The organism is Pseudomonas sp. F3-2, from assembly GCF_038804275.1.
In the GTDB taxonomy this organism is placed as follows: Bacteria; Pseudomonadota; Gammaproteobacteria; order Pseudomonadales; family Pseudomonadaceae; genus Aquipseudomonas.
In genome coordinates this window covers 3,309,573-3,336,022 of sequence record NZ_CP152388.1, presented here as the reverse complement: position 1 = coordinate 3,336,022, position 26,450 = coordinate 3,309,573, and the positions used below count along the sequence as shown (strand labels likewise).

28 protein-coding genes and 1 riboswitch are annotated in these 26,450 nt (G+C 61.6%); of the genes, 13 read left to right on the top strand and 15 right to left on the bottom strand.

The window, feature by feature from the left end:
- Positions 1-4: 4 nt before the first annotated feature.
- The 5 genes from AAGQ88_RS15250 to AAGQ88_RS15230 all read right to left on the bottom strand — a co-directional run bounded on the left by AAGQ88_RS15250 (position 5) and on the right by AAGQ88_RS15230 (position 5,017).
- Entirely contained in the window at positions 5-793 is a 789-nt protein-coding gene (locus AAGQ88_RS15250; protein WP_342652819.1) for an ABC transporter ATP-binding protein, read from the bottom strand.
- Positions 790-1,821, bottom strand: coding sequence for an iron chelate uptake ABC transporter family permease subunit (locus AAGQ88_RS15245; protein ID WP_342652818.1), 1,032 nt, complete (start codon positions 1,819-1,821; stop codon positions 790-792). The genes AAGQ88_RS15250 and AAGQ88_RS15245 overlap by 4 nt, the downstream gene beginning before the upstream one ends.
- The gene (locus AAGQ88_RS15240; protein WP_342652817.1) at positions 1,818-2,846 is read right to left on the bottom strand and encodes an ABC transporter substrate-binding protein; all 1,029 of its coding nucleotides are present in this window, start codon (positions 2,844-2,846) and stop codon (positions 1,818-1,820) included. The genes AAGQ88_RS15245 and AAGQ88_RS15240 overlap by 4 nt, the downstream gene beginning before the upstream one ends.
- 133 nt (positions 2,847-2,979) lie before the next feature.
- Positions 2,980-3,175: riboswitch (cobalamin riboswitch) on the bottom strand.
- Between the two features lie 33 nt (positions 3,176-3,208).
- Positions 3,209-3,931 (bottom strand): aspartate/glutamate racemase family protein, encoded by a 723-nt coding sequence (locus AAGQ88_RS15235; RefSeq protein WP_342652816.1) that lies wholly within the window; start codon positions 3,929-3,931, stop codon positions 3,209-3,211.
- Between the two features lie 90 nt (positions 3,932-4,021).
- The gene (locus tag AAGQ88_RS15230) at positions 4,022-5,017 is read right to left on the bottom strand and encodes an aldo/keto reductase (RefSeq protein ID WP_342652815.1); all 996 of its coding nucleotides are present in this window, start codon (positions 5,015-5,017) and stop codon (positions 4,022-4,024) included.
- Between the two features lie 227 nt (positions 5,018-5,244).
- Between AAGQ88_RS15230 and AAGQ88_RS15225 the strand changes: the two genes are divergently transcribed.
- Positions 5,245-5,802, top strand: coding sequence for an ATP-dependent Clp protease proteolytic subunit (locus AAGQ88_RS15225; RefSeq protein WP_285426122.1), 558 nt, complete (start codon positions 5,245-5,247; stop codon positions 5,800-5,802).
- 65 nt (positions 5,803-5,867) lie between these two features.
- On the top strand, positions 5,868-6,038 hold the full coding sequence (locus AAGQ88_RS15220) for a hypothetical protein (protein WP_342655901.1): 171 nt from the start codon (positions 5,868-5,870) through the stop codon (positions 6,036-6,038).
- A gap of 128 nt (positions 6,039-6,166) precedes the next feature.
- Here the strand turns inward: AAGQ88_RS15220 and AAGQ88_RS15215 are convergent, their stop codons facing one another.
- The 4 genes from AAGQ88_RS15215 to AAGQ88_RS15200 form a co-directional block, all read right to left on the bottom strand.
- Positions 6,167-6,367: a KGG domain-containing protein gene (locus AAGQ88_RS15215; RefSeq protein ID WP_093458899.1), complete on the bottom strand. Its 201-nt coding sequence runs from the start codon at positions 6,365-6,367 to the stop codon at positions 6,167-6,169.
- A 136-nt stretch (positions 6,368-6,503) separates the two neighbouring features.
- Positions 6,504-7,283, bottom strand: coding sequence for an endonuclease/exonuclease/phosphatase family protein (locus AAGQ88_RS15210; protein ID WP_285426196.1), 780 nt, complete (start codon positions 7,281-7,283; stop codon positions 6,504-6,506).
- A 109-nt stretch (positions 7,284-7,392) separates the two neighbouring features.
- Entirely contained in the window at positions 7,393-8,607 is a 1,215-nt protein-coding gene (locus AAGQ88_RS15205; RefSeq protein WP_342652814.1) for an MFS transporter, read from the bottom strand.
- A gap of 149 nt (positions 8,608-8,756) precedes the next feature.
- Positions 8,757-10,343 (bottom strand): ABC-F family ATPase, encoded by a 1,587-nt coding sequence (locus tag AAGQ88_RS15200; RefSeq protein ID WP_093458896.1) that lies wholly within the window; start codon positions 10,341-10,343, stop codon positions 8,757-8,759.
- 363 nt (positions 10,344-10,706) lie between these two features.
- On the opposite strand from AAGQ88_RS15200, the gene AAGQ88_RS15195 reads away from it, so the two are divergent.
- Both AAGQ88_RS15195 and AAGQ88_RS15190 read left to right on the top strand, forming a co-directional pair.
- Positions 10,707-10,901, top strand: coding sequence for a hypothetical protein (locus tag AAGQ88_RS15195; RefSeq protein ID WP_285426126.1), 195 nt, complete (start codon positions 10,707-10,709; stop codon positions 10,899-10,901).
- A gap of 18 nt (positions 10,902-10,919) precedes the next feature.
- Positions 10,920-11,219, top strand: a complete 300-nt coding sequence (locus AAGQ88_RS15190; RefSeq protein WP_342652813.1) for a hypothetical protein — start codon at positions 10,920-10,922, stop codon at positions 11,217-11,219.
- Positions 11,220-11,366: 147 nt separating this feature from the next.
- Here the strand turns inward: AAGQ88_RS15190 and AAGQ88_RS15185 are convergent, their stop codons facing one another.
- On the bottom strand, positions 11,367-11,735 hold the full coding sequence (locus AAGQ88_RS15185; protein ID WP_285426128.1) for an NUDIX hydrolase: 369 nt from the start codon (positions 11,733-11,735) through the stop codon (positions 11,367-11,369).
- Between the two features lie 884 nt (positions 11,736-12,619).
- Between AAGQ88_RS15185 and AAGQ88_RS15180 the strand changes: the two genes are divergently transcribed.
- The 8 genes from AAGQ88_RS15180 (at position 12,620) to AAGQ88_RS15145 (ending at position 19,189) form a co-directional block, all read left to right on the top strand.
- Complete coding sequence (locus AAGQ88_RS15180) at positions 12,620-13,468, top strand: transporter substrate-binding domain-containing protein (protein WP_285426130.1); 849 nt, start codon at positions 12,620-12,622, stop codon at positions 13,466-13,468.
- A 64-nt stretch (positions 13,469-13,532) separates the two neighbouring features.
- Positions 13,533-14,195, top strand: coding sequence for an amino acid ABC transporter permease (locus AAGQ88_RS15175; protein ID WP_093460024.1), 663 nt, complete (start codon positions 13,533-13,535; stop codon positions 14,193-14,195).
- A 9-nt stretch (positions 14,196-14,204) separates the two neighbouring features.
- Complete coding sequence (locus AAGQ88_RS15170; protein WP_342652812.1) at positions 14,205-14,867, top strand: amino acid ABC transporter permease; 663 nt, start codon at positions 14,205-14,207, stop codon at positions 14,865-14,867.
- Complete coding sequence (locus tag AAGQ88_RS15165; RefSeq protein ID WP_285426132.1) at positions 14,864-15,655, top strand: amino acid ABC transporter ATP-binding protein; 792 nt, start codon at positions 14,864-14,866, stop codon at positions 15,653-15,655. Before AAGQ88_RS15170 ends, AAGQ88_RS15165 begins: the two co-directional genes overlap by 4 nt.
- Positions 15,656-15,677: 22 nt before the next feature.
- Positions 15,678-16,067 carry a RidA family protein gene (locus AAGQ88_RS15160; protein WP_062381403.1) on the top strand — a complete coding sequence of 130 codons (390 nt, stop codon included), beginning with the start codon at positions 15,678-15,680 and terminating at the stop codon, positions 16,065-16,067.
- Positions 16,068-16,207: 140 nt separating this feature from the next.
- Entirely contained in the window at positions 16,208-16,972 is a 765-nt protein-coding gene (locus tag AAGQ88_RS15155) for an IclR family transcriptional regulator (RefSeq protein WP_285426133.1), read from the top strand.
- Between the two features lie 57 nt (positions 16,973-17,029).
- A complete protein-coding gene (locus tag AAGQ88_RS15150; protein ID WP_342652811.1) occupies positions 17,030-18,235 on the top strand; it encodes an amino acid deaminase in 1,206 nt (401 codons plus the stop codon).
- 12 nt (positions 18,236-18,247) lie between these two features.
- Positions 18,248-19,189, top strand: coding sequence for a sugar kinase (locus AAGQ88_RS15145; protein WP_285426135.1), 942 nt, complete (start codon positions 18,248-18,250; stop codon positions 19,187-19,189).
- Positions 19,190-19,207: 18 nt separating this feature from the next.
- Here AAGQ88_RS15145 and AAGQ88_RS15140 read toward each other — a convergent pair whose 3' ends face one another.
- Positions 19,208-19,483: a peptidylprolyl isomerase gene (locus AAGQ88_RS15140; protein WP_342652810.1), complete on the bottom strand. Its 276-nt coding sequence runs from the start codon at positions 19,481-19,483 to the stop codon at positions 19,208-19,210.
- A 186-nt stretch (positions 19,484-19,669) separates the two neighbouring features.
- Between AAGQ88_RS15140 and AAGQ88_RS15135 the strand changes: the two genes are divergently transcribed.
- Entirely contained in the window at positions 19,670-20,836 is a 1,167-nt protein-coding gene (locus AAGQ88_RS15135) for a PilT/PilU family type 4a pilus ATPase (RefSeq protein WP_342652809.1), read from the top strand.
- A gap of 109 nt (positions 20,837-20,945) precedes the next feature.
- On the opposite strand, the gene AAGQ88_RS15130 is transcribed toward AAGQ88_RS15135, so the two are convergent.
- The 4 genes from AAGQ88_RS15130 to AAGQ88_RS15115 all read right to left on the bottom strand — a co-directional run bounded on the left by AAGQ88_RS15130 (position 20,946) and on the right by AAGQ88_RS15115 (position 26,450).
- Positions 20,946-21,716, bottom strand: a complete 771-nt coding sequence (locus AAGQ88_RS15130; RefSeq protein WP_342652808.1) for a 3-hydroxybutyrate dehydrogenase — start codon at positions 21,714-21,716, stop codon at positions 20,946-20,948.
- A 10-nt stretch (positions 21,717-21,726) separates the two neighbouring features.
- Positions 21,727-23,118 carry a GntP family permease gene (locus tag AAGQ88_RS15125; RefSeq protein ID WP_342652807.1) on the bottom strand — a complete coding sequence of 464 codons (1,392 nt, stop codon included), beginning with the start codon at positions 23,116-23,118 and terminating at the stop codon, positions 21,727-21,729.
- Between the two features lie 276 nt (positions 23,119-23,394).
- A complete protein-coding gene (locus tag AAGQ88_RS15120) occupies positions 23,395-24,804 on the bottom strand; it encodes a sigma 54-interacting transcriptional regulator (protein WP_342652806.1) in 1,410 nt (469 codons plus the stop codon).
- 62 nt (positions 24,805-24,866) lie between these two features.
- On the bottom strand, positions 24,867-26,450 hold the full coding sequence (locus AAGQ88_RS15115) for an ABC transporter ATP-binding protein (protein ID WP_285426140.1): 1,584 nt from the start codon (positions 26,448-26,450) through the stop codon (positions 24,867-24,869).

The following is a 26,450-nucleotide window of genomic DNA, read 5'->3' as shown; positions in this document are numbered from 1 at the left end:
GTGCTCAGATGCAGCGCAGCCGCAGGATCCGCGCGTTGTCGATTGGGTCCGTGAGCCAGTGACCGACGACGCCGAACGTCTCGCGCAGGCGTTCAGGTGTCAGTACTTCAAATGGGGCACCCACCGCGATGAGCCGGCCTTTGTCCATCACGGCCAGACGATCACAGGCCAGCGCCTGATTCAGATCGTGCAGCGCGATCACGGTGGTGACGGGCAAGGTGTGAACCAGCCTGAGAATCGACAGCTGCTGCTGGATGTCCAGATGGTTGGTGGGCTCGTCGAGCAGTAGAACCCTGGGGCATTGAGCCAACGCGCGGGCAATATGCACCCGTTGCTGCTCGCCTCCAGACAGCGTTTGCCAGGCTCGCTGCGTCAGATGATCGAGGCTGACGCTGGCAATGGCCTGCGCAACGATCTGGCCATCGACTTCCCGCCAAGGGCTCAATGCGGACAGCCAGGGCGTACGACCCAGTTCCACGGCTTGCAGTACATTGATCGAATCGCTGGTCTGCGCGTGCTGCTCGACCACCGCCAGCCGTTGCGCGATGTCGCGTCGCGTCAGGCTCGTCAGCCGCTCGCCGTTCAGCCAGACACTCCCCGCCGTAGGCGTCTGAAGGCCTGCCAGCAGCCTGATCAGGGTTGACTTACCCGAACCGTTTGGCCCGACGATGCCGAGGTTTTCTCCTTTTCTGATGCACAGGCTGACGTGGCTCAGCAGCGGCGCGCCATTGATCGTATAACTGAGGTCGTGCGCGGCAAGCGCGCTTTCGGCAAGTGGCAGCGGCGCGTTCATCGTGAGCGGTTTCCGCGGAGCAGGATCAGGGCAAACACCGGCGCACCCACCAACGCGGTGATCACGCCGATGGGCAAGACCTGGCCCTTGATCAGGGTGCGTGAGAGCACGTCGGCGGCAATCAGAAACAGCGCACCGCTCAATGCACTCAAGGGCACCAGTCGAGCGTGACGGACACCCGTCATCATGCGCACTGCGTGGGGAATCACCAGGCCGACGAAACCGATGGAGCCGACAATGGACACCATCACGGCGGTCATCAAAGCCGCCGTCGCGATGAGGATCGCCTGTACCCGATGCACGGGAATGCCCAGCGACGCTGCGGAATCCGCGCCGAAGGTGAAGGCGTCCAGCGAGCGTCGGTGCCAGAGACAGACCAGCAGACCCGCCAGCACCACCGTCACAGCCAGCGTCACCGATGCCCAGCGCACGCCGCTCAGATTGCCGAGCAACCAGAACATGATGCCGCGCGCCTGCTCGGCGCTGGCCGATTTGGTGATCAGGAAGGAGGTCAGGGCGTTGAACAATTGTGAGCCGGCGATGCCTGCGAGAATGATCTGGCCTGTGGCTGTCTGGCCTCGGGACGAGCGCGCCAGCAGCGCGACCAATGCGAAAGCCGCTACCGCGCCGACGAAAGCGCCGGCCGACAATGAGATCGCCCCGGCGCCCAGGCCGATGATCGCGACGAGTACTGCGCCGGTCGAAGCGCCCGCAGAGATGCCCAGCAGGTAGGGATCGGCAAGCGGGTTGCGCAGCAGCGATTGCAGCACGACGCCCGAGACCGCGATACCGGCGCCGCAGGCAGCGGCGACAATGGCGCGGGTCAGGCGGTAATTCCAGATGATGCCTTCATCGATGGCGTCCACCGCATAGCCGGCGGCCCACAGCTTGTTCGCCAGCACCTGGCCGATCACCGGCAGACCGATCGACGTCTCGCCGATCGCCACCCCGGCCATCACCGCCATCAGCAACGCCGCGCTGACCCACGCGCCATGGGCGATGAATCGTCCTGCACTGGAAGGCTTCATTGAACGTCGGTTACCCGGTGCACGGCGTCGCCGAGTTGCTCGATGCCGTCGAACAACCGCACGCTGGATTCCATGGCGCTGGCGTCCATGATGACGATCCGGTTCTGTTTGACCGCCGCCATGTTGCGGGTGACCGGGTCGGATTTCAGAAATGCCAGTTTCTTTTCGTGATCGTCGGCGGGAAAGCGGCGGCGATCCATGCGGGCGATGACCAGAATGTCGGGATTGGCCCGGGCGATGGTTTCCCAGCCCACTGTCGGCCATTCCTCGTCGGAGTCGATGACGTTGCGCATGCCCAGGGTGTCGAGCATGAACGCCGGAATGCCCTTGCGCCCGGCCACATACGGATCGACGTTGATGTCGGGGCTGGAGAACCAGAACACCGCCGACACCTGCTTGCCGTCAGCCTTTCTGGCATGTTCGACGGCCTTCGCCAGCCGCGTCTGATAGCCGGCCACCAACTGCTCGCCACGGGCCTGCACGTCGAAAATCTCGGCCAGCTGGCGAATGCTCTTGTACAGCGTGTCTATCCGGAACGCCTCGAGTCGCGTGCCGTCGGCGCCGACGCGATTGTTCTTGCCCTCGCAGTCGGACGGCAAGATGTAGGTCGGGATCTGCAGGTCATGGAATTGCTCCCGGGTGCCGACGGCGCCCTGTGGCCCGACCATCCACACGAACTGCACCGGCACGAAATCCGGGCGTCTGGCGATCACCGATTCGAAGCCCGGCGCGTTATCGGCCAGACGCTCGATGCCGTCATTGACTGCCTTGTACTGCGGCAGTACCGCGTTGAACCACAACGAGGTCGCCGCGACATGCTCGCCCACGCCCAGGGCGTAGAGCATTTCGGTGGCGGCCTGGCCGATGGTCACGGCCTTGAGCGGCGCGTGAGTGAACGTCAGCGGCACGCCGCAGTTGTCGAGGGTCAGCGGATAACGAGTGGACGTTGCCGGCGCGGGAGTCGCCAGCGCGGCAGTGGACAGTGTCACGGCGGTAAGCAGAAGGGCGAAACGGCGCAGCGGCATGTAGGGCGACTCCAGTGGACCTGTCTGTGGCAGGCGGACACTGGAAAGCACATCCCGTCGCTGCGTGTTCACGCGGCGAAGCATTCAGGCGCAAAACGCGCATGCGGGAGTCCTTCCCGGACGCCCCGCCGGCGAATGAGTGAAGCCTGCCGGCAGGTCTCCTGACTGGCGCGTCGTCGTCCTGTTCCGGCCTTCCCGGGATAACCCAGTGGCAAACATGGAGCAGGGCTCAGCGCCTACAGTTGCGGGGACAGTTCCGTTTGAGCCCGAATGAGGGCTCGCGGATTCCCTATTAATTCCGAGTGGAAACCGGCGGCGGCGATACTAAACGATTCGGCGAGAGCAGGCGAATCATCGTGCGCTCATTTCGCGAAGGGCCAGCCGACGATCTTCTTCGGCCGTGGCGTGGCGTACGTCCTGACCTTGGAGGTGCTCAAGCCCAGGCGCACCAGCGATTCGGCCAGCGCCACCGCCGCAGTCACGCCATCGACCACGGGCACGCCGGTGCGGTCGCGAATCTTCTGGTCCAGACCGGCCATGCCGCCGCAGCCCAGACAGATCACCTCGGCCTTGTCCTGCGCCACCGCGACAGCGGCTTGCTCGACGATCGCCTCAATGGCGCGTTCTGGCTGTTCTTCCAGTTCCAGCACACTCATGCCGCTGGCTCGCACTGACGCGCAGCGCTCGAAGACGCCGGCCAGTTTCAGGCGATCCTCGATCAACGGCACAGTGCGATCCAGCGTGGTGACCACCGAATAACAATGGCCCAGCAGCATCGCGAGGCTGGCGGCCGCTTCCGTGATGTCCACCACCGGCACGTCAAGCAACTCCTGCAGCCCCTCGCGGCCATGCTCGCCATAACCGGCCTGAATTACCGCGTCATAAGGCTGGTCGTAGGACAGCACGCGGTCCATCACGGCGATGGCGGCCAGGTAGCTCTCGAAGTTGCCTTCCACCGATTCGGCGCCGAAGCGCGGGGTCAGACCGACGATTTCAGTGCCCGGTGACGCGACACTGCGGGCTTGCCCGGCGATGGTGTCGGTCATGGACTCGGTGGTGTTGACGTTGACGATCAGAATGCGCATCAGTGAGGCCTCGTGCGGGGGATCTAGGTCGGCCGTCCGGCGGCGACCGATTCACTGGCGAATAATGCATGGCGCCGAAGCGGTCCGTCTTCAGTCTTTTGCCGGCACCGGCGCCTGAGGCGAAATGAAGCCCTGATCGCGCATCGCCTGCCAGAACCCTACTGGCACCTGGGCGTGCAGGGCGGCGACGTCTTCAGCGATCCGGGAAGGGCGGCTGGCCCCCGGAATGACGGCGGCCACCAGCGGGTTGGCGAGGACGAACTGCAATGCTGCCGACTTGATGTCGACCTGATACTGACGGGCGATCTCCTGAATGTGCGCAACCTTGTCGAGCATCGCCTGTGGCGCTTCCTGGTATTCGAAATGCTTGCCGCCCACCAGCACGCCCGAACTGTAAGGGCCGCCGACGACGAACTCGGCGTTGTGCTCCCGCGCCTTGGCGAACAGCCGTTGCAGGGGCTGATCGTGGTCCAGCAGCGAATATCGGCCGGCCAGAAGGAACCCGTCGGGCTGTGCTTCGCTCAGGTCCAGCGTCAGTTCACACGGCTCGACACGGTTGACACCCAGCCCCCACGCCTTGATCACGCCTTCTTCACGCAGGCGGGTGAGGGTGCGGAAGGCCCCTTTGCGAGCGACATTGAAATGCTCGATCCATTCATCACCATGGGCGTCCTGCGCGACGTCGTGGACGAACACGATGTCCAGGCGATCAGTGTTCAGCCGTTTCAGACTGGCCTCGATCGAGCGTAGCGTCGCATCCGCCGAATAGTCAGTGATGATCTTGTTTTTCAGGCCTTCGCTGAACGGGCCGCTCCGGGCTGCGGTGTCGAGTTCGTCAGAAACCAGTCGGCCGACCTTGGTGCTGAGGGTGTATTGGTCTCGCGCATGGTCGGCGAGCGCCTTGCCCAGGCGCTGCTCGGACAGGCCGGCGCCATAGACCGGTGCGGTGTCGAAATAGCGGATGCCTTGATCCCACGCCGATTGCACGGTGGCGGCGGCTTCCTCTTCGCTGATGGTGCGAAACATGTTGCCCAGTGGCGCGGCGCCGAAGCCCAGATGGCCGATAATCTTGTCGTGCAGACTCATGAAAATGTCCTGTTCTGTGCGTCATGGAAAAGCGCGCGTGCAGTGTCATCGACGGTGCGCGGTGTGTTGTACTGATCGTTGATTGAAGCAGGAGTTCGGTGCGAGCGGGCCGGATCGTTGCGCTCCCGGACTGACTGCGCGGCGTGAGGGCAGCATGCAACTTTCAGCGGCAGCGCAGCTTCCAACCTATCAGGCCGCGGTGATTTCCCGGAAGCGGAGGGCAGTAGATGAGTGAGCACATCATCCATTTCCATTGTGGGGTCGATCAGACCAGCACCGAGCACTTTCGTGATCGTTGCCTGGAGGCCATCGGCAAAGGCGCCACTGGCCTGTTGCTGAACCTGTCCACCGCAGGCGGCAGCACGGCGCTGGGGTTCACGATCTACAACTTCCTCAAATCCCTCAACGTCCCGATTCGAGCGCTCAACAGCGGCAACATCGAATCCATGGGCATCGTCATTTATCTCGCCGCCGAGGAGCGAATCGCCTGTCCGCATTCGCGTTTCTTGATTCACCCGATGAACTGGTACTTCAACCAAAGCTCAGTGGATCATTCTCGGCTGCGCGAATACCTGCGCAGCCTGGACAACGACCTGCAGCGCTACGTGAATATTTACCTGAGTGAAACCGACGGTGCCGCGCACCCGCTGGACATTGGCCGGTGCCTGTCGGCCGAAGAAAAAGTCATACGCGCCGAAGACTCGCTTTCCTGCGGGATCGCCCATCGGGTCGAGCAGCTGCAGTTCGCGGAGGATGCAACGCACTGGACTGTCAGCTCGAGCTAATCTCAACCTTGAACCAACGCTTCGCCAAAGCAGGCGAGCGACCTGCCTGATATGAGGACCCTGCCATGCACATCACAGCAAATACCCCTTCAGACCGGCTCGGCGCCGCGGTGCCAGGCGCTTTCGAGCCTGATGAGGAAGTGGAAGTCGACGTCGACAATGATCCGGGCAACGAAGATCCGGGCTCGCAGTTTGATCGCGATGCCACGGTGCCGTTGATCGAGGGGGATGAATAAGACGCTGCTGCTGGGGTGACTTCCTGGGATGGACCGGCGCTGCCGGTTCTACACCTGAACAAAGACGTCACGCCAAAATAAAAGAGCGAGAGCTTTCGCCCTCGCTCGATTCTCCTGGCAATCGCTGATCAGGATTTACGGCCTGCGCCGCCTTGTGGCATGGAACCACCTTTCTTGCTCGCGTCATCGCGGGTTGCATCAGATGCTTTCTGCCGGTCATTGGCGACGTTGCTGCCGCCCGAAGCCTGGCCGCCTTTTTTGCCTGCATCAGAGGCTTTCTGGCGATCGTTTGCAAAATTGCCAGGGTTCGACTTTCCGGTATTAGCCATGATTGCGTACCTCTTGTTGTTAGTAAGGCGAGTCATGTGGCTCGCATTATTTGGGATGAGGCGGGCGAACGTTGGTTTAAAGAATTAACCGCTTACCGGACAAACGGCAGCCGCCGCTCGCGGGGCGATCCCGCAATCACATGTGCACTTCCACGGCAAGCGGCAGGTGGTCGGACAGATGCGTCCAAGGCCGGGTGCCCAGAATTCTGGGGTCGTGGCTGGTGGCGTTGCGCAGGTAGATGCGGTCCAGACGCAACAGCGGAAACCGGGCGGGGTAGGTCTTGGCCAGTCGACCCAGGTTGCGTTCGAACGCCTCGTGCAGGTATTCGCATCGGCCCAGACGCTTGTTGCCGCGCAATTGCCAGTCATTGAAATCACCGGCGATGACCACGGGCGCGTGATCGGGCAGCGAATCCAGCAGCGCGCAGAGCAGATCCAGCTGCAACTGCCGATGACTCTCGAGCAGGCTCAGATGCACGCAGATCGCATGCACTTCAGCATGCCCGGGCACCTGCAGGACGCAATGCAGCAGACCACGCCGCTCAGGGCCGGTGATCGATACATCGAGGTTGCGATAGTGCAGGATCGGGTACTTGGACAGAATCGCATTGCCGTGGTGACCGTCGGGATAGACCGCGTTGCGGCCGTACGCGAAGTCGCTCCACATGCTGTCGGCGAGAAACTCATATTGAGAGGTCACCGGCCAGTCCTGGTAACGGGCCGCATGACGGTCATGGCCGCCGAGGACTTCTTGCAGAAACACCAGATCGGCGCCGGTACTGCGCACTGCTTCGCGCAATTCCGGAAGGATGAAGCGCCGATTCAGCGCCGTGAAGCCTTTGTGTGTGTTGACGGTGAGAACGCGCAGCTTATGAACGTCGGGCGCGTCGGCCAGGTCCGAGGACGATGCACTCATGCCTGCAGGGTCGGGAGTCACACGCACGCTCCTGTTGCGAGGGATGTTTACGTCGGACCGGGGCGCGTGTCGCCAGTTCAGCTTTTTCTGCCGGTCGCTGCCGCTTCGATCAGACCCGGGTGTCCACCGCAGGACGGCGCGACAGCAGCACAGTCAACGCCAGGGCTAATATCGACAGCAGCGCGGCAAAGAAGAAAATCCAGCCGTAGCCCATGCCCAGCGCAATGGCGCCCATCAGTGGGCCGGCGATGGCGAGCGCCAGGTCGAAGAACACCGCGTAAGCGCCCAGCCCCGCGCCCCGGCTGCTGTTGGGCACTTGCTTGATCGCTTCCACGCCGATGGCTGGATACACCAGCGAAAGCCCGAAACCGGTCAATCCGGCGCCGATCAGCGCCACGGTGGTACTGGGAGCCAGCCACAACAGCACCAGTCCAACCGTTTCGACCGACATGCAGGTGATGGCCGAGCGGAAGCCGCCGAAGCGGGTGATCGCATTGATGAAGAACAGCCGCGCGACGATGAAGCAGACGCCAAATACCGTCAGGCACCACGCAGCGCCTTCCCAGCCTCGGTTGACGTAGTACAGCGTGATGAAGGTGGTCAGCGTGCCGTAACCGATCGACGACAGGGTCAGGCCCAGTCCGTAAGGGGCGACACGACCGAACACCGACCAGAATGCCATGCGTTCGCCGCGCACCACCGGCACGGCAGGCTTGTTGCGAATCAATAACAGTGCACCGGCTGCCAGGGCGGTAAGCACCAGTCCGAGGCTGACGAAACCCAGCGCACCCACCATCAGCACGCCCAGCGGGGCGCCAATGGCAATGGCGCCGTAAGACGCGATGCCGTTCCAGGAAATCGAGCGCGCGGTGTGTTCCGCACCGACCTGGCCGATGCACCAACTGATGGTGCCGACGCCGATCAATCCCTGGGAACCGCCCAGAATCAAACGTGCGATCAGCAGAATGACAAGGCTGGTCCCGGCGAAGCTCTGCAGCAGAACCGCAACGACGGTCAGGACACCGCTCAGCGCGATGCCGGACAGACCGTAGACAATCGCCCGTTTGGTGCCGATGGTGTCGCAGATTCGACCGGCCACCGGGCGGCTGAGCAGTGTCGCCAGGTACTGGGAACCGATCACCAGTCCGGCGACGACTGCACTGAAGCCGAGCTGGTCGTGCACATAGCCGGGCATGACGGCAATGGGCAGGCCGATGCACAGGAACGCGATGAAGGTATAGAAGACGATAGAGACGATTTGCAGGGTTATCGTCGTGGAACTGACGTTGGCAGCGGACGTATCAGGCGGCAGGGCAGCAGACATGGGACTCTTCGCTGGAGCGGTGGGAGTGCCCCATCATCGCGCGGCATGAGAAGAAATGAAAGCAGGCTAACGACTTTGTCTTGCACTGAATTCAGCCCCATGAAAAACCCCGTCGCAAGGACGGGGTTCAGACAGCGTGCGACGCGGGTTTAGAACACCACGCCCTGGCTGCGCAGGTAATCATCGTAGGTGCCGCTGAAGTCGGTCACGCCGTTGGGGCTCAACTCGATGATGCGAGTGGCCAGCGAGGATACGAATTCACGGTCATGGCTGACGAAGATCAGCGTGCCCGGGTAGTTCTCCAGCGCCAGGTTCAGCGCCTCGATGGATTCCATGTCCAGGTGGTTGGTCGGTTCGTCCATCACCAGCACGTTCGGCTTCTGCAGGATCAGCTTGCCGAACAGCATGCGACCCTGTTCGCCACCGGAAATGACCTTGACCGATTTCAGGATCTCGTCGTTGGAAAACAGCATGCGACCCAACGTGCCACGAATGACTTGCTCGCCCTGGGTCCACTGGCCCATCCAGTCGAACAGGCTGACGTCGTCTTCGAAATCGTGAGCGTGGTCCTGAGCGTAGTAGCCCAGCTCCGCGCTTTCAGTCCATTTCACCGAGCCCGAATCCGGGGTCAGTTCGCCCATCAGCGTGCGCAGCAGAGTGGTCTTGCCGATACCGTTCGGGCCGATGATCGCTACACGTTCACCGGCTTCGACGGTGAAGCTGAAGTTCTTGAACAGGGTCTTGCCGTCGAAGCCCTTGGACATCTGCTCGATGGTCACGGCCTGACGGTGCAGCTTCTTGGTCTGTTCGAAGCGAATGAACGGGCTCACGCGGCTCGATGGCTTGACCTCGGCCAGCTGGATCTTGTCGATCTGCTTGGCGCGGGAGGTGGCCTGCTTGGCTTTCGAGGCGTTGGCCGAGAAGCGGCTGACGAAGGTCTGCAGCTCGGCGATCTGGGCCTTTTTCTTGGCGTTGTCGGACAGCAGTTGCTCGCGGGACTGGGTCGCCGCGGTCATGTACTCGTCGTAGTTGCCCGGGAACAGGCGCAGTTCGCCGTAGTCCAGATCGGCCATGTGCGTGCAGACGCTGTTCAGGAAGTGCCGGTCGTGGGAAATGATGATCATGGTGCTGTTACGCGCCGTGAGAATGGTTTCCAGCCAGCGGATGGTGTTGATGTCCAGGTGGTTGGTCGGCTCGTCGAGCAGCAGGACTTCAGGATCGGAAAACAGCGCCTGAGCCAGCAAAACGCGCAGCTTCCAGCCCGGCGCGACTTCGGTCATCGGCCCGAAATGCTGTTCGAGTGGAATGCCCAGGCCCAGCAGCAGCTCACCTGCACGGGATTCGGCGGTGTAGCCGTCCATCTCGGCGAATTCGGTTTCGAGCTCGGCCACCGCCATGCCGTCTTCTTCGCTCATTTCCGGCAGCGAGTAGATGCGGTCGCGTTCGGCCTTGACCTTCCAGAGCTCTTCATGACCCATGATCACGGTGTCGATGACCGTGAATTCCTCGTACGCGAACTGATCCTGACGCAGTTTGCCAAGACGCACGTTCGGCTCGAGCATGACCTGACCGCCAGACGGCTCCAGATCGCCACCCAGAATCTTCATGAAGGTGGATTTGCCACAACCATTGGCGCCGATGAGGCCGTAGCGATTGCCGTTGTTGAATTTGACCGAAACGTTCTCGAACAGCGGTTTGGCGCCGAACTGCATGGTGATGTTAGCTGTGGAAATCAATTACCTTACCTTTCAATAGCTTGGAAGTGACGCGACGCAGGCGTGATACCGTCGGGGATTGCCGGGCGAGCCGCAGGTGTCACACCTTCAGTGGATCCAGCAGACAAAAAAACAGCTTCAGCGTCGACCATGAGCAGGTGCGCTGGCGTGATGAATGCGGGATTCGTGCCGGACAGTGGCGCGCATTGTCGCATAGCTGGCGTTACAGATATATGGGGGGCGAGGGCTCGGGCTCGACGAAATGCTCAACGCGAGTGTGTGAGTGGGATGTAGGAAAACTCTGATTCTCCGGTCCCATCATTGTCAGCGAGCGCTTCACTGACCAGACTCCGTTGTGTCGATTACTCATGGATGGAGACCGCTATGTTACGCAAGCACACCTCGAACCCTGCTTTTCCTACGTTGACCGCCCGCCTTATGGATGTGCGCCTGATCGCATTGACCGCCGGGACCGCCATTGTCGCCAATATGCTGTTTCCCGGCTTGGGCAGCTCGGCAATCGGTGCAGTGCTCGGCGCGCTGTTCGGCTTTCAGGCATTGAAACCGGATCAGTCGTGAAGAGGGCGGAGCCAGTCAGTGAGTCAGTTCGATTACTCCGTCATCTGCAGCGTGTTGTTCATTGTCATCTATCTGGCCGGTGCGTGCATTCACCGTCAGACGCCTGATCTGTCGCACGTCGTGATCATCACCACCGCATGCTCCAGCACGGTTGCCGCGGTCTTTCTAGGCGTCATGACCTACGCCGCAACGCCTGACCAACTGGGCATTCTGCGAGAACACAAGGCCAGTGTCATGACCGGCGCGGTGGCGCTGATCTGGGTATCCCTGGCATCTGCCTGCAACAGCCTCTTGCATCCCTGGCGCAGGGCACGCTGATGCCGGGGGTGAGGCCTGTCAGCAAATTGCAGGCAAGAAAAAGCCCGCGATGGGGAGTGCGGGCTTAAAAGTCAGTCTTGGAGGAGCCATTGAAGGCTACCGAAGGCGATGTGAAAGAAACGTGAATAACTCTCAACAAAATTTAAGTTAAGGAATTTCGTTGTTCAAAAACGCTTTGACGATCGACCTGGCAGACGGGTTGACCTTCTGATCACCCAGTTCCTTGACCGTAAACCATTTGCACGCCGCGATCTCGTTTTTTGGCGAAGGCGTGGCGATCATCGTGACCGATACCTCGAACACATGATGCAGAACGGTGCCGCCTTCGAAACGCGTCACATAGGCCAACTCTTCCAGAATCAAGCCGGTTTCTTCACGCAGCTCTCTGGCAGCCGCCTGTGAGGGGGATTCGTTGGTTTCGACTTTTCCGCCCGGCAGGGTCCAGCGCGCCTTGGGTTTGCGCACGTAGAGTATCTGGTTGTCTCGCCGACAGATGACGGTCGCTCGTTCTTTCATTGGATGGTCCTCCACCGTACAACCCGTGAGATGTTCAGCGTTGATGCAAGGTCACGAAGTTGTCATAAAAGCTTCACATATCGCTTTGAAGCACTAACGGTGCCAATGTTCCCTCTGATGACTCAGAGCATGTCTCCTGACTAGATCATAGGTCACTATGGTCGCGCCGGGACGGCACAACCAATAGTGGCCTTCAGCTATGAACGCTCCAGTTACTGTCCGTTCACTGGGGGCGCGGCTTTTTTGGACCCTGCTGGCGCTTTATCGGACGATGTTCTGGACTCCTTGTGCATCTGCCCCTTTGCGTCCTGCTTTCTGGTCGCGTCGCTGTCGGCAGGGCGAGTGGGCGTGCGCTTTTCGTAGCCGTTGGCGTCGCCGCCGTTACCACCCGCCGGGGAGGAGGGATTTACCCCAGGTGGCAGCACCGAGCCCGAAGACTGCCCGGCCAATTGCCCGGCGGTGTCTTGCGCCGATGCAGCTAAGGGCAGAGCGCCCAGTAGCGCGGTGAACAAACATCCAGTCAGGTTTGAGCGAGTCATCACATGCCTCCTTCGGAGTGTCATTGTCATTGCTTAGGCCATTCTGCTCGGAGGCTCGTGCAGCAGGGGCGACGAACGGAATCGCTGCTGCCATGCGCGGTCATGGCGCAACCGCGCACCCGTATGGGGCCCTGTTACCCAAGCGCGTGGCAATTGGTAGCGGGATGAATCAGGCCGACGCCAGATTCAAATGTGTTCCCCCAATGCCAGCCCGTTGAAACAACAGCGCTTTAAACGGCTTCAACTCGTCGCGTCTTGTGTGGCACACTTTCTGCTGTCTATTCCGTTGTTACATACCTTGTTCCGCTACAGCGGAATTGACTATCATCCGGCGGGGTTTTTCTCATGCATCGCGGACCTTCTTTTCTGAAAGCTATTGCACTCGTCCTGGCCGCTGCGGCCACGGCGGTCTCCACCGCGCAGGCAGCGGACAGCAAGCTCGACAGCGTCTTGCAGCGCGGTCATCTGGTCGTGGGGACTGGCAGCACCAACGCGCCGTGGCATTTCCAGGGCGCAGACGGCAAGTTGCAGGGCTTCGATATCGACATCGCACGCATCGTTGCCAAGGGCTTGTTCAATGATCCAGGCAAGGTCGAGTTCGTCGTGCAGTCGTCCGATGCGCGGATTCCCAACCTGCTGACGGACAAAGTGGACATGAGCTGTCAGTTCATCACCGTGACCGCCAGCCGCGCCCAGCAGGTCGCGTTCACCCTGCCGTACTACCGCGAAGGTGTTGCCCTGCTGCTGCCAGCCAACAGCAAATACAAGGAAATCGACGACCTCAAAGCCGCCGGTGACGGTGTCACGGTTGCGGTGCTGCAGAACGTCTACGCCGAGGAACTGGTGCATCAGGCGCTGCCCAAGGCCAAGGTCGATCAATACGACAGCGTTGATTTGATGTATCAGGCGATCAACTCGGGCCGTGCCGACGCCGCTGCCACCGATCAGTCATCGGTCAAATACCTGATGGTGCAGAATCCCGGCCGTTATCGCTCGCCGGCGTTCGCCTGGAGCCCGCAAACCTATGCTTGCGCCGTCAAGCGCGGGGATCAGGACTGGCTGAACTTCGTCAACACCGCGCTGCATGAAGCCATGACCGGCGTGGAGTTCCCGACGTACGCCGAATCCTTCAAGAAGTGGTTCGGGGTGGATCTGCCGACGCCACAGATCGGCTTCCCGATGGAATACAAGTAACGCGACCTGCCATTGAAGGGGCAGGGAAGGCCGCAGTGTCTTCCTGTCCCAGGTGCTGCTGACCATGAATTATCAGTTGAACTTTGCGGCAGTCTGGCGGGATTTTCCCAGCCTGCTCGCCGGTCTTGGATTGGGGCTGGAACTGGCCCTGATCTCCATCGCCATAGGCTGTGTCATCGGTCTGATGGCGGCGTTTGCCATGTTGTCGCGCTACCGGGCCTTGCGTCTGGTGGCGTCGGTCTACGTGACGGTGGTTCGCAACACGCCGATCCTCGTGCTGATTCTGTTGATCTACTTTGCCTTGCCGAGCCTGGGCATACGCATGGACAAGATTCCCTCGTTCATCGTCACCCTTTCGCTCTACGCCGGCGCTTACCTGACCGAAGTGTTCCGTGCGGGTCTGTTGAGCATTCACAAGGGGCAGCGTGAGGCTGGGCTGGCGATCGGGCTGGGCGAGTGGCAAGTGCGCGCGTACATCATCGTGCCGGTGATGCTGCGCAATGTGTTGCCGGCGCTGTCGAACAACTTCATCTCGCTGTTCAAGGACACGTCGCTGGCCGCTGCCATCGCTGTCCCTGAGCTGACCTATTACGCGCGCAAGATCAACGTCGAGAGCTACCGGGTCATCGAAACCTGGCTGGTGACCACGGCGCTGTACGTCGCCGCGTGTTACCTCATCGCCATGCTGTTGCGCTATCTCGAACAGCGCCTGGCCATTCGCCGCTAGGAGGCCGACATGTACGAACAACCTACCTGGCTGCATGAATTGTGGATCGCTCGCGAGGCCCTGTGGTCCGGCTTCATGACCAGCGTTCAGTGCGCCGCACTGGCGATTGTCTGCGGCACGCTGATCGGCGTGTTCGCCGGACTGATCCTGACCTACGGGAAGCTCTGGGCGCGGCTGCCGTTTCGCTGCTATGTCGACCTGATCCGCGGCACGCCGGTGTTTGTGCTGGTGCTGGCCTGCTTCTACATGGCGCCGGCGCTCGGCTGGCAAATCAGCGCGTTCCAGGCCGGCGCGCTGGGGCTGACACTGTTTTGTGGGTCCCACGTTGCCGAGATCGTGCGCGGCGCTTTGCAGGCCATCCCCCGCGGGCAGCTTGAGGCCGGCAAGGCGATTGGCCTGACGTTCGGCCAGTCGCTCAGCTACGTGCTGTTGCCCCAGGCGTTGCGGCAAATCCTGCCGACCTGGGTCAACTCGTCCACGGAAATCGTCAAGGCTTCCACGCTGCTGTCGGTGATCGGTGTCGCGGAGCTGCTGCTGAGCACGCAGCAAGTCATCGCGCGCAATTTCATGACGCTGCAGTTCTATCTGTTCGCCGGCTTTCTCTTCTTCGTCATCAACTACGCCATCGAGCTTCTTGGGCGGCAAATCGAAAAACGGGTGGCCTTGCCATGACTCAGATTCAAACCACAACCGCTGCCCCGGCCCTGCTGAGCATCGAAGGGCTGCACAAATCCTACGGTCCGGTCGAAGTGCTCAAAGGCGTCGACCTCAAGATGAACAAGGGCAATGTCGTCACGTTGATCGGCTCCAGCGGCTCGGGCAAAACCACGCTGCTGCGCTGCGTGAACCTGCTGGAAGAGTTTCAGGGCGGGCATATTCGTCTTGAAGGGCAGGACATCGGCTACAGCGACGTCAACGGCAAGCGCGTGCGCCATCCAGAAAAGGTCATCGCCCAACACCGCGCCATGACCGGCATGGCGTTTCAGCAGTTCAACCTGTTTCCGCACCTGACGGCGCTGCAGAACGTCACCCTCGGCCTGCTCAAAGTCAAAAAGATGCCCAAGGATCAGGCCGTGGCGCTGGCCGAAAAATGGCTTGAAAGGGTGGGTCTGCTGGAGCGTCGCAATCATTTCCCCGGGCAGCTGTCCGGCGGCCAGCAGCAGCGTGTGGCGATTGCCCGGGCGATCGCGATGAACCCCAGCCTGATGCTGTTCGATGAAGTGACGTCTGCGCTCGACCCTGAACTGGTGGGTGAAGTGCTCAGCGTGATCAAAGGCCTGGCCGAAGAAGGCATGACCATGTTGCTGGTCACCCACGAGATGCGCTTTGCCTATGAAGTGTCCGATCAGATCGTCTTCATGAACCAGGGCCGGATCGAAGAACAGGGTCCGCCCAAGAGCCTGTTCGAACAGCCGAAGTCGGCCCGTCTGGCCGAATTCCTCAAAAACATTCGTTTCTAACGCTCAATCAAAGGAGATATTCATGAGCATTACTCGTTACGGCGCTGGCAGCACCGCAGGTGGCGGTCAGCCACGTCCATTCGCCCGTGCGGTCGAAGCCGACGGCTGGTTGCACGTGTCCGGACAGGTGCCTGCTGAGAATGGCGAGATCATCAATGGCGGCATCGTCGAGCAGACCCACAAGACCATGCAGAACCTGGTGGCGATCCTCACCGAAGCCGGTTACGGCCTCGAGGACGTCGTGCGGGTGGGTGTCTGGCTCGAAGACCCTCGGGATTTCTGGAGTTTCAACAAGGTCTTCGGCGAGTACTTCAAGCCTGAACACGCGCCGGCTCGCGCGTGCGTGCAGGCGAACATGATGGTCGACTGCAAGGTCGAGATCGATTGCATCGCCTACAAGAAGAAGGCGTAGGACGGCGTGCCGGATTGCGCGGCGTCACTGAACCGTCGTGGGTGCGAAATCATTTTGCGCCCACAGGTTCCTGCTCGCCGGGCTAACGGTAGACTGCCAGTCTCCTTCAAGAAACAACTGCCTCAATGGAAAGCGCCACGATGACCGAAGACACCATCAAACGCCGGGCCCGCGGGCTCGACCGGGCGTTCGATATCCTCGATTTCCTCAAGGAAAAGGGCACGCCTTTGCGGCCGAACGAAATCGCCAGCGGCATCGGCAGTCCGAAGTCGACGGTCTATGAGCTGGTGGGATCGCTGCTGGAGCGGCGTATTCTGGAAACGGTCGGCAAGGACGGGCACGTCTATCTCGGTCGTCAGCTGTACTTTCTCGGCCAGGCGCATTTGCGCCATTTCGACTTCACCCGTGAGGCGGAAATCAGCCTCGGCGAGATCGTCGAGCAGACGCGGGAAACCGCGCAGATGTGCCTGCTCAACGGACGCAAATACACCGTCGCGCTGATGAAGGAAGGGGCCCGGCACTTTCGCATTTCTTCCGACATCGGCGAAGACGCGCCCATCCCGTGGACCGCTTCGGGCCGTTTGCTGCTCGGCCATCTCAGCGATCAACAGATCATCGATCTGATCGACCCTGAAGATTTCATTCTGCCCAGCGGTGAGCGCCTGACCCTGGACACCTTCATCGGCGAGATCCGCAAGGCCCACGAAGAGGGTTTTTTCTCGTTCAACAGCATTGCCGACACCTTTACCCATTGCTTCGCCGCGCCGGTGCGGGACAAGCAGGGCATCTGTATCGCGACCCTGTGCATCGTTGCCCCGCGGGCCGATGCCAGCGCGCACTACGAACACTACCGGCGGGTGCTGATCGACTGCGCCGACAGCCTCGCGCGTCGAGTCATCGATTAGGGCCAACGATCAACCGCTTGGTTATTCCGACACGAACAAGAATTCCGGAGAACAGACATGAACATTGCTGCAATCGAAAAGGGCGCCGCCAAACCGGGCGACCAACTGGTACGGGATGTGAGCCTGCCGGCGCTGGTCATCCACGACAAGGCACTGGAGCACAACCTGCGCTGGATGCAGAAATTCGTCAGTGACAGCGGCGCGGAGCTGGCGCCTCATGGCAAGACCAGCATGGTCCCCGCGTTGTTCCAGCGTCAGTTGCAGCACGGCGCCTGGGGCATGACCCTGGCCACCGCCGTGCAGACCCGCGCCGCCTATGCCCACGGTGTTCGCCGGGTGTTGATGGCGAATCAGCTGGTCGGCGCGCCGAACATGGCGATCATCGCCGAGATGCTGACCGATTCGATGTTCGATTTTCATTGCATGGTCGATCACCCGGACAACGTCAAGGCGCTCGGCGAATTCTTCGCTGCCAAAGGCCTGCACCTGAACGTGATGATCGAGTACGGCGTGATCGGCGGGCGCTGCGGCTGCCGCAGCGAGGACGAGGTGCTGGCGCTGGCCGAGGCGATTGCTGCGCAACCTGCGCTGAAACTGACCGGCATCGAAGGCTACGAAGGCGTGATTCATGGCGACCAGGCGGTCAGTGGCATTCGCCAGTTTGCCGCATCACTGGTGCGTCTGGCCGTCACGCTACAGGACAAGGGCGCCTTCGCCCTGGACCGCCCGATTGTCACTGCGTCGGGCTCGGCGTGGTACGACCTGATTGCGGAAGAGTTCGACAAGCAGCAGGTGCGCGAGCGCTTCCTCAGCGTGCTGCGCCCAGGCAGCTATGTGGTTCACGACCACGGCATTTATAAAGAAGCGCAGTGCTGCGTGCTGGACCGTCGCCACGACCTGAGCGAAGGCCTGCAACCGGCGCTGGAAGTCTGGGCGCATGTGCAGTCGATGCCTGAACCCGGTTTCGCGGTCATCGCGCTGGGCAAACGTGACGTCGCATTCGACGCCGGAATGCCGAACCCGATCAAGCGTTACAAGCCGGGCGTGGTGCCGGCGCAGGGCGATGACGTGAGCGCGTGCACAGTCACTGCGGTCATGGACCAGCACGCCTTCATGACGGTTGCGCCGGGGTGTGAACTGCGCGTGGGGGACATCATTTCGTTCGGCACCTCGCACCCGTGCCTGACCTTCGACAAATGGCGCACGGGCTGTCTGGTCGGCGATGATCTGAGCGTCATCGAATCCTTCGAAACGTGCTTCTGACGGGAGTCTGCAATGAGCGAGATGGTGAGTCACAGTCATCCGCGCGTGGCGCTGATCGGCGAATGCATGATCGAGCTGCAGCAGCATGCCAACGGGACGCTCAAGCAGAGCTTCGGCGGCGACACGCTGAACACCGCGGTGTATCTGTCCCGCCTGTTGGGCTCGGCCTCTCAGGTGGACTACGTCACGGCCCTTGGCGACGACAGCTTCAGCGACGCGATGTGCCAGGTCTGGGCGGACGAGCACATCGGCCTGAGCCGAGTTCAGCGTCTGCCGGGCAGGTTGCCCGGGCTTTACTGCATTCAGACCGATGCCAACGGCGAGCGGCGGTTCCTCTACTGGCGCAATGAGGCGGCGGTGCGTGACTGTTTCACCACGCCGGCTGCCGAGCCGATTCTTGCGGCACTGCCCGAATACGACGTGCTCTACTTCAGCGGCATAACCTTGGCGGTGCTTGGTGAGGTGGGCAGGGCGCGGCTGTTATCGACGCTGGGCGAGGCGCGGGACCGGGGCGCGCGCGTGGTGTTCGACAACAACTACCGACCGCGTCTGTGGCGCAGCGTCGATCAGGCGCGCCAGGCCTATCGAGCAGTGATGCATGAGGTCGATCTGGCGCTGCTCACCGAAGAGGACGAGCAGGCCCTGTTCGATTACAGCGACAGCGAGCAAATCCTGGCGGCGTATGGTGAGCTGGGCGTCAGCGAGGTGGTGATCAAGCGCGGCGCGCAAAGTTGTCTGGTGCGTTCGGGCGAGCGTCGCTATGAGATCCCGGCGCAGCCGGTGCACAAGGTCATCGACACCACGGCGGCCGGCGATTCGTTCAGCGCCGGGTACCTGGCCCGCCGACTGCGCGGGGGCAGTCCGCAGGAAGCAGCTGAGGCGGGGCATCGTCTGGCGAGTCTGGTGATCCAGCATCCCGGCGCGCTGATCCCGCGCAGTGCCATGCCGGCCTGACCGCAGGCGGTACGATCATCAGTCGCGGTAAAACACCTGCACCAGGTGATAGCCGAACTTGCTCTTCACGGGGCCGTGCACGGTGCGCAGCGGCTTCTTGAAGATGATCTGATCGATCGCTCCGACCATCTGGCCGGGGCGAACCTCTCCCAGGTCGCCGCCACGTTTGCCGGACGGGCAGGTCGAGTATTTCTTGGCCAGCACGTCGAACGCTTCGCCCTTGGCGATGCGCTGCTTGAGCTGCTCGGCCTCGTCGGCGGTCTTGACCAGAATGTGGCGGGCTTGAGCTTTCATGTTGAAATCGCCTCGATAAAAAAGCCGCGCATTATGCCTTTGCGGCGCGAATTCAGGTAATTTCCTTCACCTTGATCGGACCAACGACGCGCAGCCCGGCTGTTTGCGGCGAACGTTGATTCGGGTCGAGGGTCGCACACAGTGTCGACATGCAGTCTTCTTAAACCTTTTGTGCGGTATTGCCTTATGGATTTCCCGGCGTTGTTGAAGGTTCTTGCCACCCAGGACGGTTCGGATCTCTATTTATCCACGGGCGCGCCACCCTGCGCCAAGTTCAACGGCGTGCTGAAGCCGCTGGGCACCGAGGCATTCAAGCCTGGCGACGTGGCGCTCATCGCCGACGGCATCATGGACGCCGAGCAACGCCTGGACTTCGAGCGTGAACTTGAAATGAACCTGGCGTTTTCCCTTTCGGGTGTCGGGCGTTTTCGCATCAACATCTTCAAACAGCGCAACGAAGTGTCCATCGTGGCGCGCAACATCAAGCTCGATATTCCCAAATTCGAAGACCTGCACCTGCCGCCGGTGCTGCTCGATGTGGTGATGGAGAAGCACGGCCTGGTGCTGTTCGTCGGCGCGACGGGCTCGGGCAAGTCGACGTCGCTGGCTGCCCTGATCGATCACCGCAATCGCCACGCCAGCGGGCACATCATCACCATCGAGGACCCGGTCGAATTCATCCATCGGCACAAGAAATCGATCATCAATCAGCGTGAAGTCGGGGTCGACACGCGCAGTTTTCATGCAGCGCTGAAAAACACCCTGCGTCAGGCGCCGGATGTGATTCTGATCGGCGAGATCCGCGACCGCGAGACCATGGAGCATGCGCTGGCTTTCGCCGATACGGGACATCTGGCGATCTCCACGTTGCATGCCAACAACGCCAACCAGGCGCTGGACCGCATCATCAACTTCTTTCCGGAGGAGCGTCGCGCGCAGCTGTTGCATGACCTGGGCAACAACCTCAAGGCGTTCGTCTCGCAGCGGCTGGTCAAGACCAAGGATGGCAAGCGCCGAGCCGCCGTTGAAGTGATGCTCGGCACGCCAACCATTCGTGACCTGATCCATCGCAACGAGCTCACCGAGCTCAAGGGCATCATGGAAAAGTCCACCAATATGGGCATGCAGACCTTCGACAACGCGTTGTACGACCTGGCCATCGAAGGCGCGATCAGCGAGGACGAGGCGCTGAAAAACGCCGATTCCGCGAACAACGTGCGGCTGCGTCTGAAGCTGCACAGCGAAGGCGGTCATTCGACGATCACCACGCCACCTCCCGCGCCACAGCCTGCGGCGCAGGTCGACGTCAAGGACTGGGGCCTGGTGGATGAGCGCGACGAGCCGGGGGCTTGAAACCAGGGGCCAGGTGTCTGCCTGCGCGTAGCCGGAGGGTGTCAGCCGGTCATTCCGACTGACACGTGCGCCTCACTGGCAAGGCCGCCTCCCGGGCAGCGCCCAGACGTTATCGCGCCAGCCAGCCACCGTCGATGTTCCACGCAGCCCCACGCACCTGCGCGCCAGCGTCACTGCACAGGAACAGCGTCAGCTCGCCCAACTGCGAAGGGGTGACGAACTCCAGCGACGGCTGCTTCTCGGCCAGCAAATCATGCTTCGCTTGCTCGATGTTCCCGGTTTCGGCGCCGCGATCGTCGATCTGCTTCTGCACCAGCGGGGTCAGCACCCAGCCGGGGCAGATGGCGTTGCAGGTAATCTGACTCGCCGCTGTCTCCAGGCCCACCACCTTGGTCAGGCCGATGACCCCATGCTTTGCCGCAACGTAAGCGGCCTTGCCAGTGGAGCCCACCAGCCCGTGAACGGAAGCGATGTTGACGATCCGTCCCCAGCCCTTTGTACGCATGCCCGGCAGGCAAAGACGGGTGCTGTGAAACACCGATGACAGGTTGATGGCAATGATCTTGTCCCAACTCTCCACCGGAAAGTCTTCCACGGCATCGACGTGCTGGATCCCGGCGTTGTTCACCAGAATGTCGACGCCGCCGAACTCACGCTCGGCGTAGGCGATCATGTCGGCGATCTGCCCGACGTCACTGACATCCGCAGGGTGATGGCCGACCTTGCCGCCGTACTGCCTGACTTGCTCGATCACCGCCGACGCATCGCCGAAGCCGTTGAGCACCAGGTTGGCACCAGCCTTGGCCAGCGTCAGCGCGATGCCCAGGCCAATGCCACTGGTGGAGCCGGTGACCAGTGCGGTTTTGCCTTGCAGACTCATGTTCAGATCCTCAAACGATGCCAGTTGCATAGAAGATGGCGATCACCACGAAGACCGCCAGGGTCTTGATCAGGGTGATGCCGAAGATGTCTTTGTACGCTTCGCGATGGGTCAGCCCGGTCACCGCCAGCAGCGTGATCACGGCGCCGTTGTGCGGCAGCGTGTCCATGCCACCGCTGGCCATGGCGGCGACGCGGTGCAACACCTCAAGCGGAATGTTCGCCGCGTGGGCGGCCGCGATGAAGCTGTCCGACATCGCTGCCAGCGCGATACTCATCCCGCCTGACGCCGAGCCTGTGATGCCGGCGAGCAAGGTCACGGTAATGGCTTCGTTGACCAGCGGATTGGGGATGCTTTTCAGCCCGTCCGCCAGCACCAGGAAGCCCGGCAATGAGGCGATGACCGCGCCGAAGCCGTATTCCGACGCAGTGTTCATGGCCGCCAGCAACGCGCCACTGACGGCGCCTTTGCTGCCTTCGGCCAGTTTCGTCTTGACCGTGCCGAAGGCGAACAGCAGGACGAACACGATGCCGACCAGCAGTGCCGCTTCGACCGCCCAGATGGCCGTGATCTTGGAGATTTCCGTCTGCACGGGTGCTGTCATGCCGGGCAGCGCCAGCGTGTGGGTCTTGCCATACCACTGTGGAATCCACTGGGTGAACAGCAGGTTCATGACCCCCACCAGCAACAGGGGCGCCAGGGCGATCCACGGGTTGGGCAGGGTGATATCGGCCGGTGTCTCGGGCTCGTTGCGCAGCTCGGTGCCGTAGCCTTCACCGGCGCGTTGGGCTTTGTTGCGCTGACGTTGAAGAAACAACATGCCGGCACAAAAGACAAACGCCGTGCCGATCAGGCCCAGCCAGGGCGCGGCCCACGCCGTGGTGTTGAAGAACGTCGAAGGGATGATGTTCTGGATTTGCGGCGTGCCGGGCAGGGCGTCCATGGTGAACGAAAATGCACCCAGGGCGATGGTCGCCGGGATCAGCCGCTTGGGGATGTCGCTTTGCCGGAACATCTCGGCGGCGAACGGGTACACGGCGAACACCACGACGAACAGCGACACCCCGCCATACGTCAGCAGGGCGCACACCAGCACAATCACCAGCATGGCCTGGCGTGTGCCGAGCAAACCAATGGCTGCCGCGACGATGGAGCGCGAGAATCCGGACAACTCGATGAGCTTGCCGAACACGGCACCGAGCAGGAACACCGGGAAGTAGAGTTTGACGAAGCCGACCATCTTGTCCATGAACACGCCGGTGAAGGCGGGCGCCACGGCGGACGGGTCGGTCAGCAAGACCGCGCCCAGGGCAGCGATGGGGGCGAAGAGGATAACGCTGTAACCACGGTAAGCAGCAAGCATCAGCAGCGCGAGGGCTGCCAAAGCGATGATCACACTCATCGAGTGTCTCCTGTTGTTTTTGTTCTGGATGCGGTCGAGCCGCGCAACAGGAGGTATAGCTACTTTCGTGCCACTGCGCTAAGTGATTGATTTCGTTATGGATAGGTCCGGGGTTGCGAAAGTTGTAACCTATGGTTGTCTCGAAAAAGAGACTTCCCGATTCAAACCTGCTCCATCAGCGACTGCCGGGACAGTGGCCAACGACGGGCGCGCAGGTCTGCCGAGATCATTTCGGGCGGCCATATGGCGTGTCTCCCTTCGTGGAAGGCTGTCTCGTTATTGAGACTCGGCAATGCCCAGCGCGGCCATTTTCTTGTAGAGCGTCGATCGTCCAAGCCCCAATTGCTGGGCCGCCAGGACCACATTGCCGTCACACTGTGCGAGTTTTGCGGTGATCAGTTCACGATCGAAACGCTGCCTGGCTTCGCTGTACGTCTCGTCGTTAAGCGGTTGGGGCGCCGTCTGTGGGTCAGCGGCGACAAGGGTGCCGATCGCTGTGCGGATTTCAGTCGCGCCCAGGTGCAGGTTGTCGCTGAGCAGCGCGGCCCGCTCCAGCACATTGCGCAACTCCCGTATGTTGCCCGGCCAGGCGTGCTGCCCCAGCGTCGAGAGCCCGGCGGGTTCCAGCTCATGCTGGCTGCGCAGGTCTTCGAGGATGGCCTCGGTCAGCGCCGGGATGTCGTCCAGTCGCTGGCGCAACGGCGGCACTTCGATGGGCAGCACGCTCAGGCGGTAATACAGGTCTGCGCGGAACTCGCCGCGCTTGATCGCCGCTTCAAGATCCGTGGACGTCGCCGCGATCAGGCGCACATTGCTTTTGATCATCTCGTTGGAGCCAACCGGCTCGTACTCTTTTTCCTGAAGCACGCGCAGCAGTTTGCTCTGCAGAGGCAGCGGCATGTCGCCGATCTCGTCAAGAAACAGCGTTCCGCCCTCGGCCAGATACAGCTTGCCCTGACGCCCTCGGCGATCGGCGCCGGTGAATGCACCGGGCGCGGTGCCAAAGAACTCGGCTTCCAGCAGTGCTTCGGGGATTGCCGCGCTGTTGATGCTGACGAAAGGCTTGTGTGCGCGCGGCGAGGTGTTGTGGATGGCGTGGGCGAGCAATTCCTTGCCGGTGCCGGTTTCGCCCAGCAACAGCACCGGAGAATCCGTGCTGGCGCTGCGTCGGGCGCGCCGTTTGACTTCCAGACTCGCGGCGCTGGTGCCGATGAAGTGCGCAAAACTGTACTTGGCCTGACGCGCGCGCAGCATCGAGCGTGTCGAGGCCAGTTCCTGCTGCATGCTTGAATAGCGTTTGAGCAGCGGCGACAGCGCATGCAGCTCATCGAACAGGGCGAAGCCGATGGCGCCAATGACGCCGCCGCCGTCGTCATGAATCGGCAGGCGCATGACCACCAGCGGGTCCTTGGCGGTGTCCATCATGTCCAGCAGGATCGGCTGCCCGTTGCTGGCCACCTGACGCAGCAGGCTGCCGGGGATGACTTGCTCGCACGGCTGGCCGACCGCACGGCTGGGGTCTTCCAGGCCGAAACGTCGGGCATAGCGCTCGTTGATCCAGACAATCCGTGCCTCGCGGTCGACGATGACCGTGCCTTCACTGGATTGCTCGATGATTTCGAACAGAGACCGGATAGCCAGACGCCGGACGCGTCGGTAGTCCTTCAGGCTTTCGCTGTCTTTCATGGATTGTTCCGTAAATCCGGTTCCCGGCATCTGGCCGCACAGACTGCTGATTGTTGCCTGTTTCAGTTGAAGCCGGGATGCGCCGCCGCCAGAAGCTCCCGGGTGTACGGGTGCTGGGGCGCATCGAAGACATCGTGGCTGGCACCGCGCTCGACCACCTTGCCGTCCTTGACCACAATCAGGTCATGGGCCAGCGCCCTGACAACGGCAAGGTCGTGGCTGATGAACAGGTACGTCAGCCCGTGCTTTTCCTGCAGTTGCCGCAACAGCGCAACGACCTGTTTCTGCACCGTGCGATCCAGTGCGGAAGTGGGTTCGTCGAGCAGAATCAGGGCAGGTTTAAGCACAAGTGCGCGGGCGATGGCGATGCGTTGTCGCTGCCCGCCAGAAAACTCATGGGGGTAACGGTGCCGGCTCAACGGGTCGATGCCCACTTCCTCCAGCACGCGAATCACCTCGGCTTCACAGCAGACCTTGTCCAGTTCACTGTGGACTTCCAGCCCTTCGCTGATGATCTGCGCCACCGACATGCGCGGGCTGAGACTGCCGTAAGGGTCCTGAAAGACCACCTGCATCTGCTTGCGCCACGGTCGCATCTGTTTCTGATTCAGGCTGTCCAGCGCGTGACCCTTGAAACGGATACTGCCACGGGATTCCAGCAAGCGCAGGATTGCCTGACCAAGTGTCGATTTGCCCGAGCCGGATTCGCCGACGATTCCCAGTGTTTTGCCGCGCTCGATACTCAGGCTGATGTCGTCGACGGCTTTCAGGTATTCCTGATGGCGATTGAAAATCCCGCCGCCCAGCGAGAACCAGACGCGCAGGTTATCGACCTCCAGCACCTTCTCGCGGGTGTCCCGGGGCAGCGGCTCGCCGGCAGGCTCCGCGTCCAGCAACAGCTGGCTGTACGGGTGCTGCGGGTTCTTGAACAGCAACTGACAATTGGACTGCTCGACGATTTCGCCGGCGCGCATCACGCACACCCGCTGGGCAATGCTGTGGACCAGATTCAGGTCATGACTGATCAGCAACAGCGACATGTTCAGGCGCTGCTGCAGTTGTTTGAGCAGGAGCAGGATCTTGCGCTGAACGGTGACGTCCAGCGCCGTCGTCGGCTCGTCGGCAATCAGCAGTTCGGGCTCGCAGGCCAGCGCCATGGCGATCATCACCCGTTGCCGCTGCCCGCCGGACAGCTCGTGAGGATAGGCTTTCAGGCGCTTCTTCGGATGCTGGATGCCCACCAGCTCGAGCAGTTCCAGGATACGGGCCTGCGCCGCCTTGCCACTCAGGCCCTTGTGCAGCAACAGCGTCTCGCCAATCTGTTTGGCGACGGTGTGCAGAGGGTTGAGCGACGTCATCGGCTCCTGAAAGATCATCGCGATCTGATTGCCACGAATCTGCCGCATGGTCTTGCCGTCGGCGCCGAGCAATTCCTTGCCGCGATAACGAATGCTGCCTGTGCTGACCGTGCCAGCCTCAGGCAGCAGCTGCAGGATCGAGTGCGCGGTAACCGATTTGCCGGAGCCGGATTCACCCACCAGCGCCAGGCATTCGCCCGCGGGAATGTCCAGGCTGAGGTGCTTGACCACGGTGTTGCCGCTGAACGACACCGACAGGTCGCGGATTTCAATCAGGTTTTCGGACAT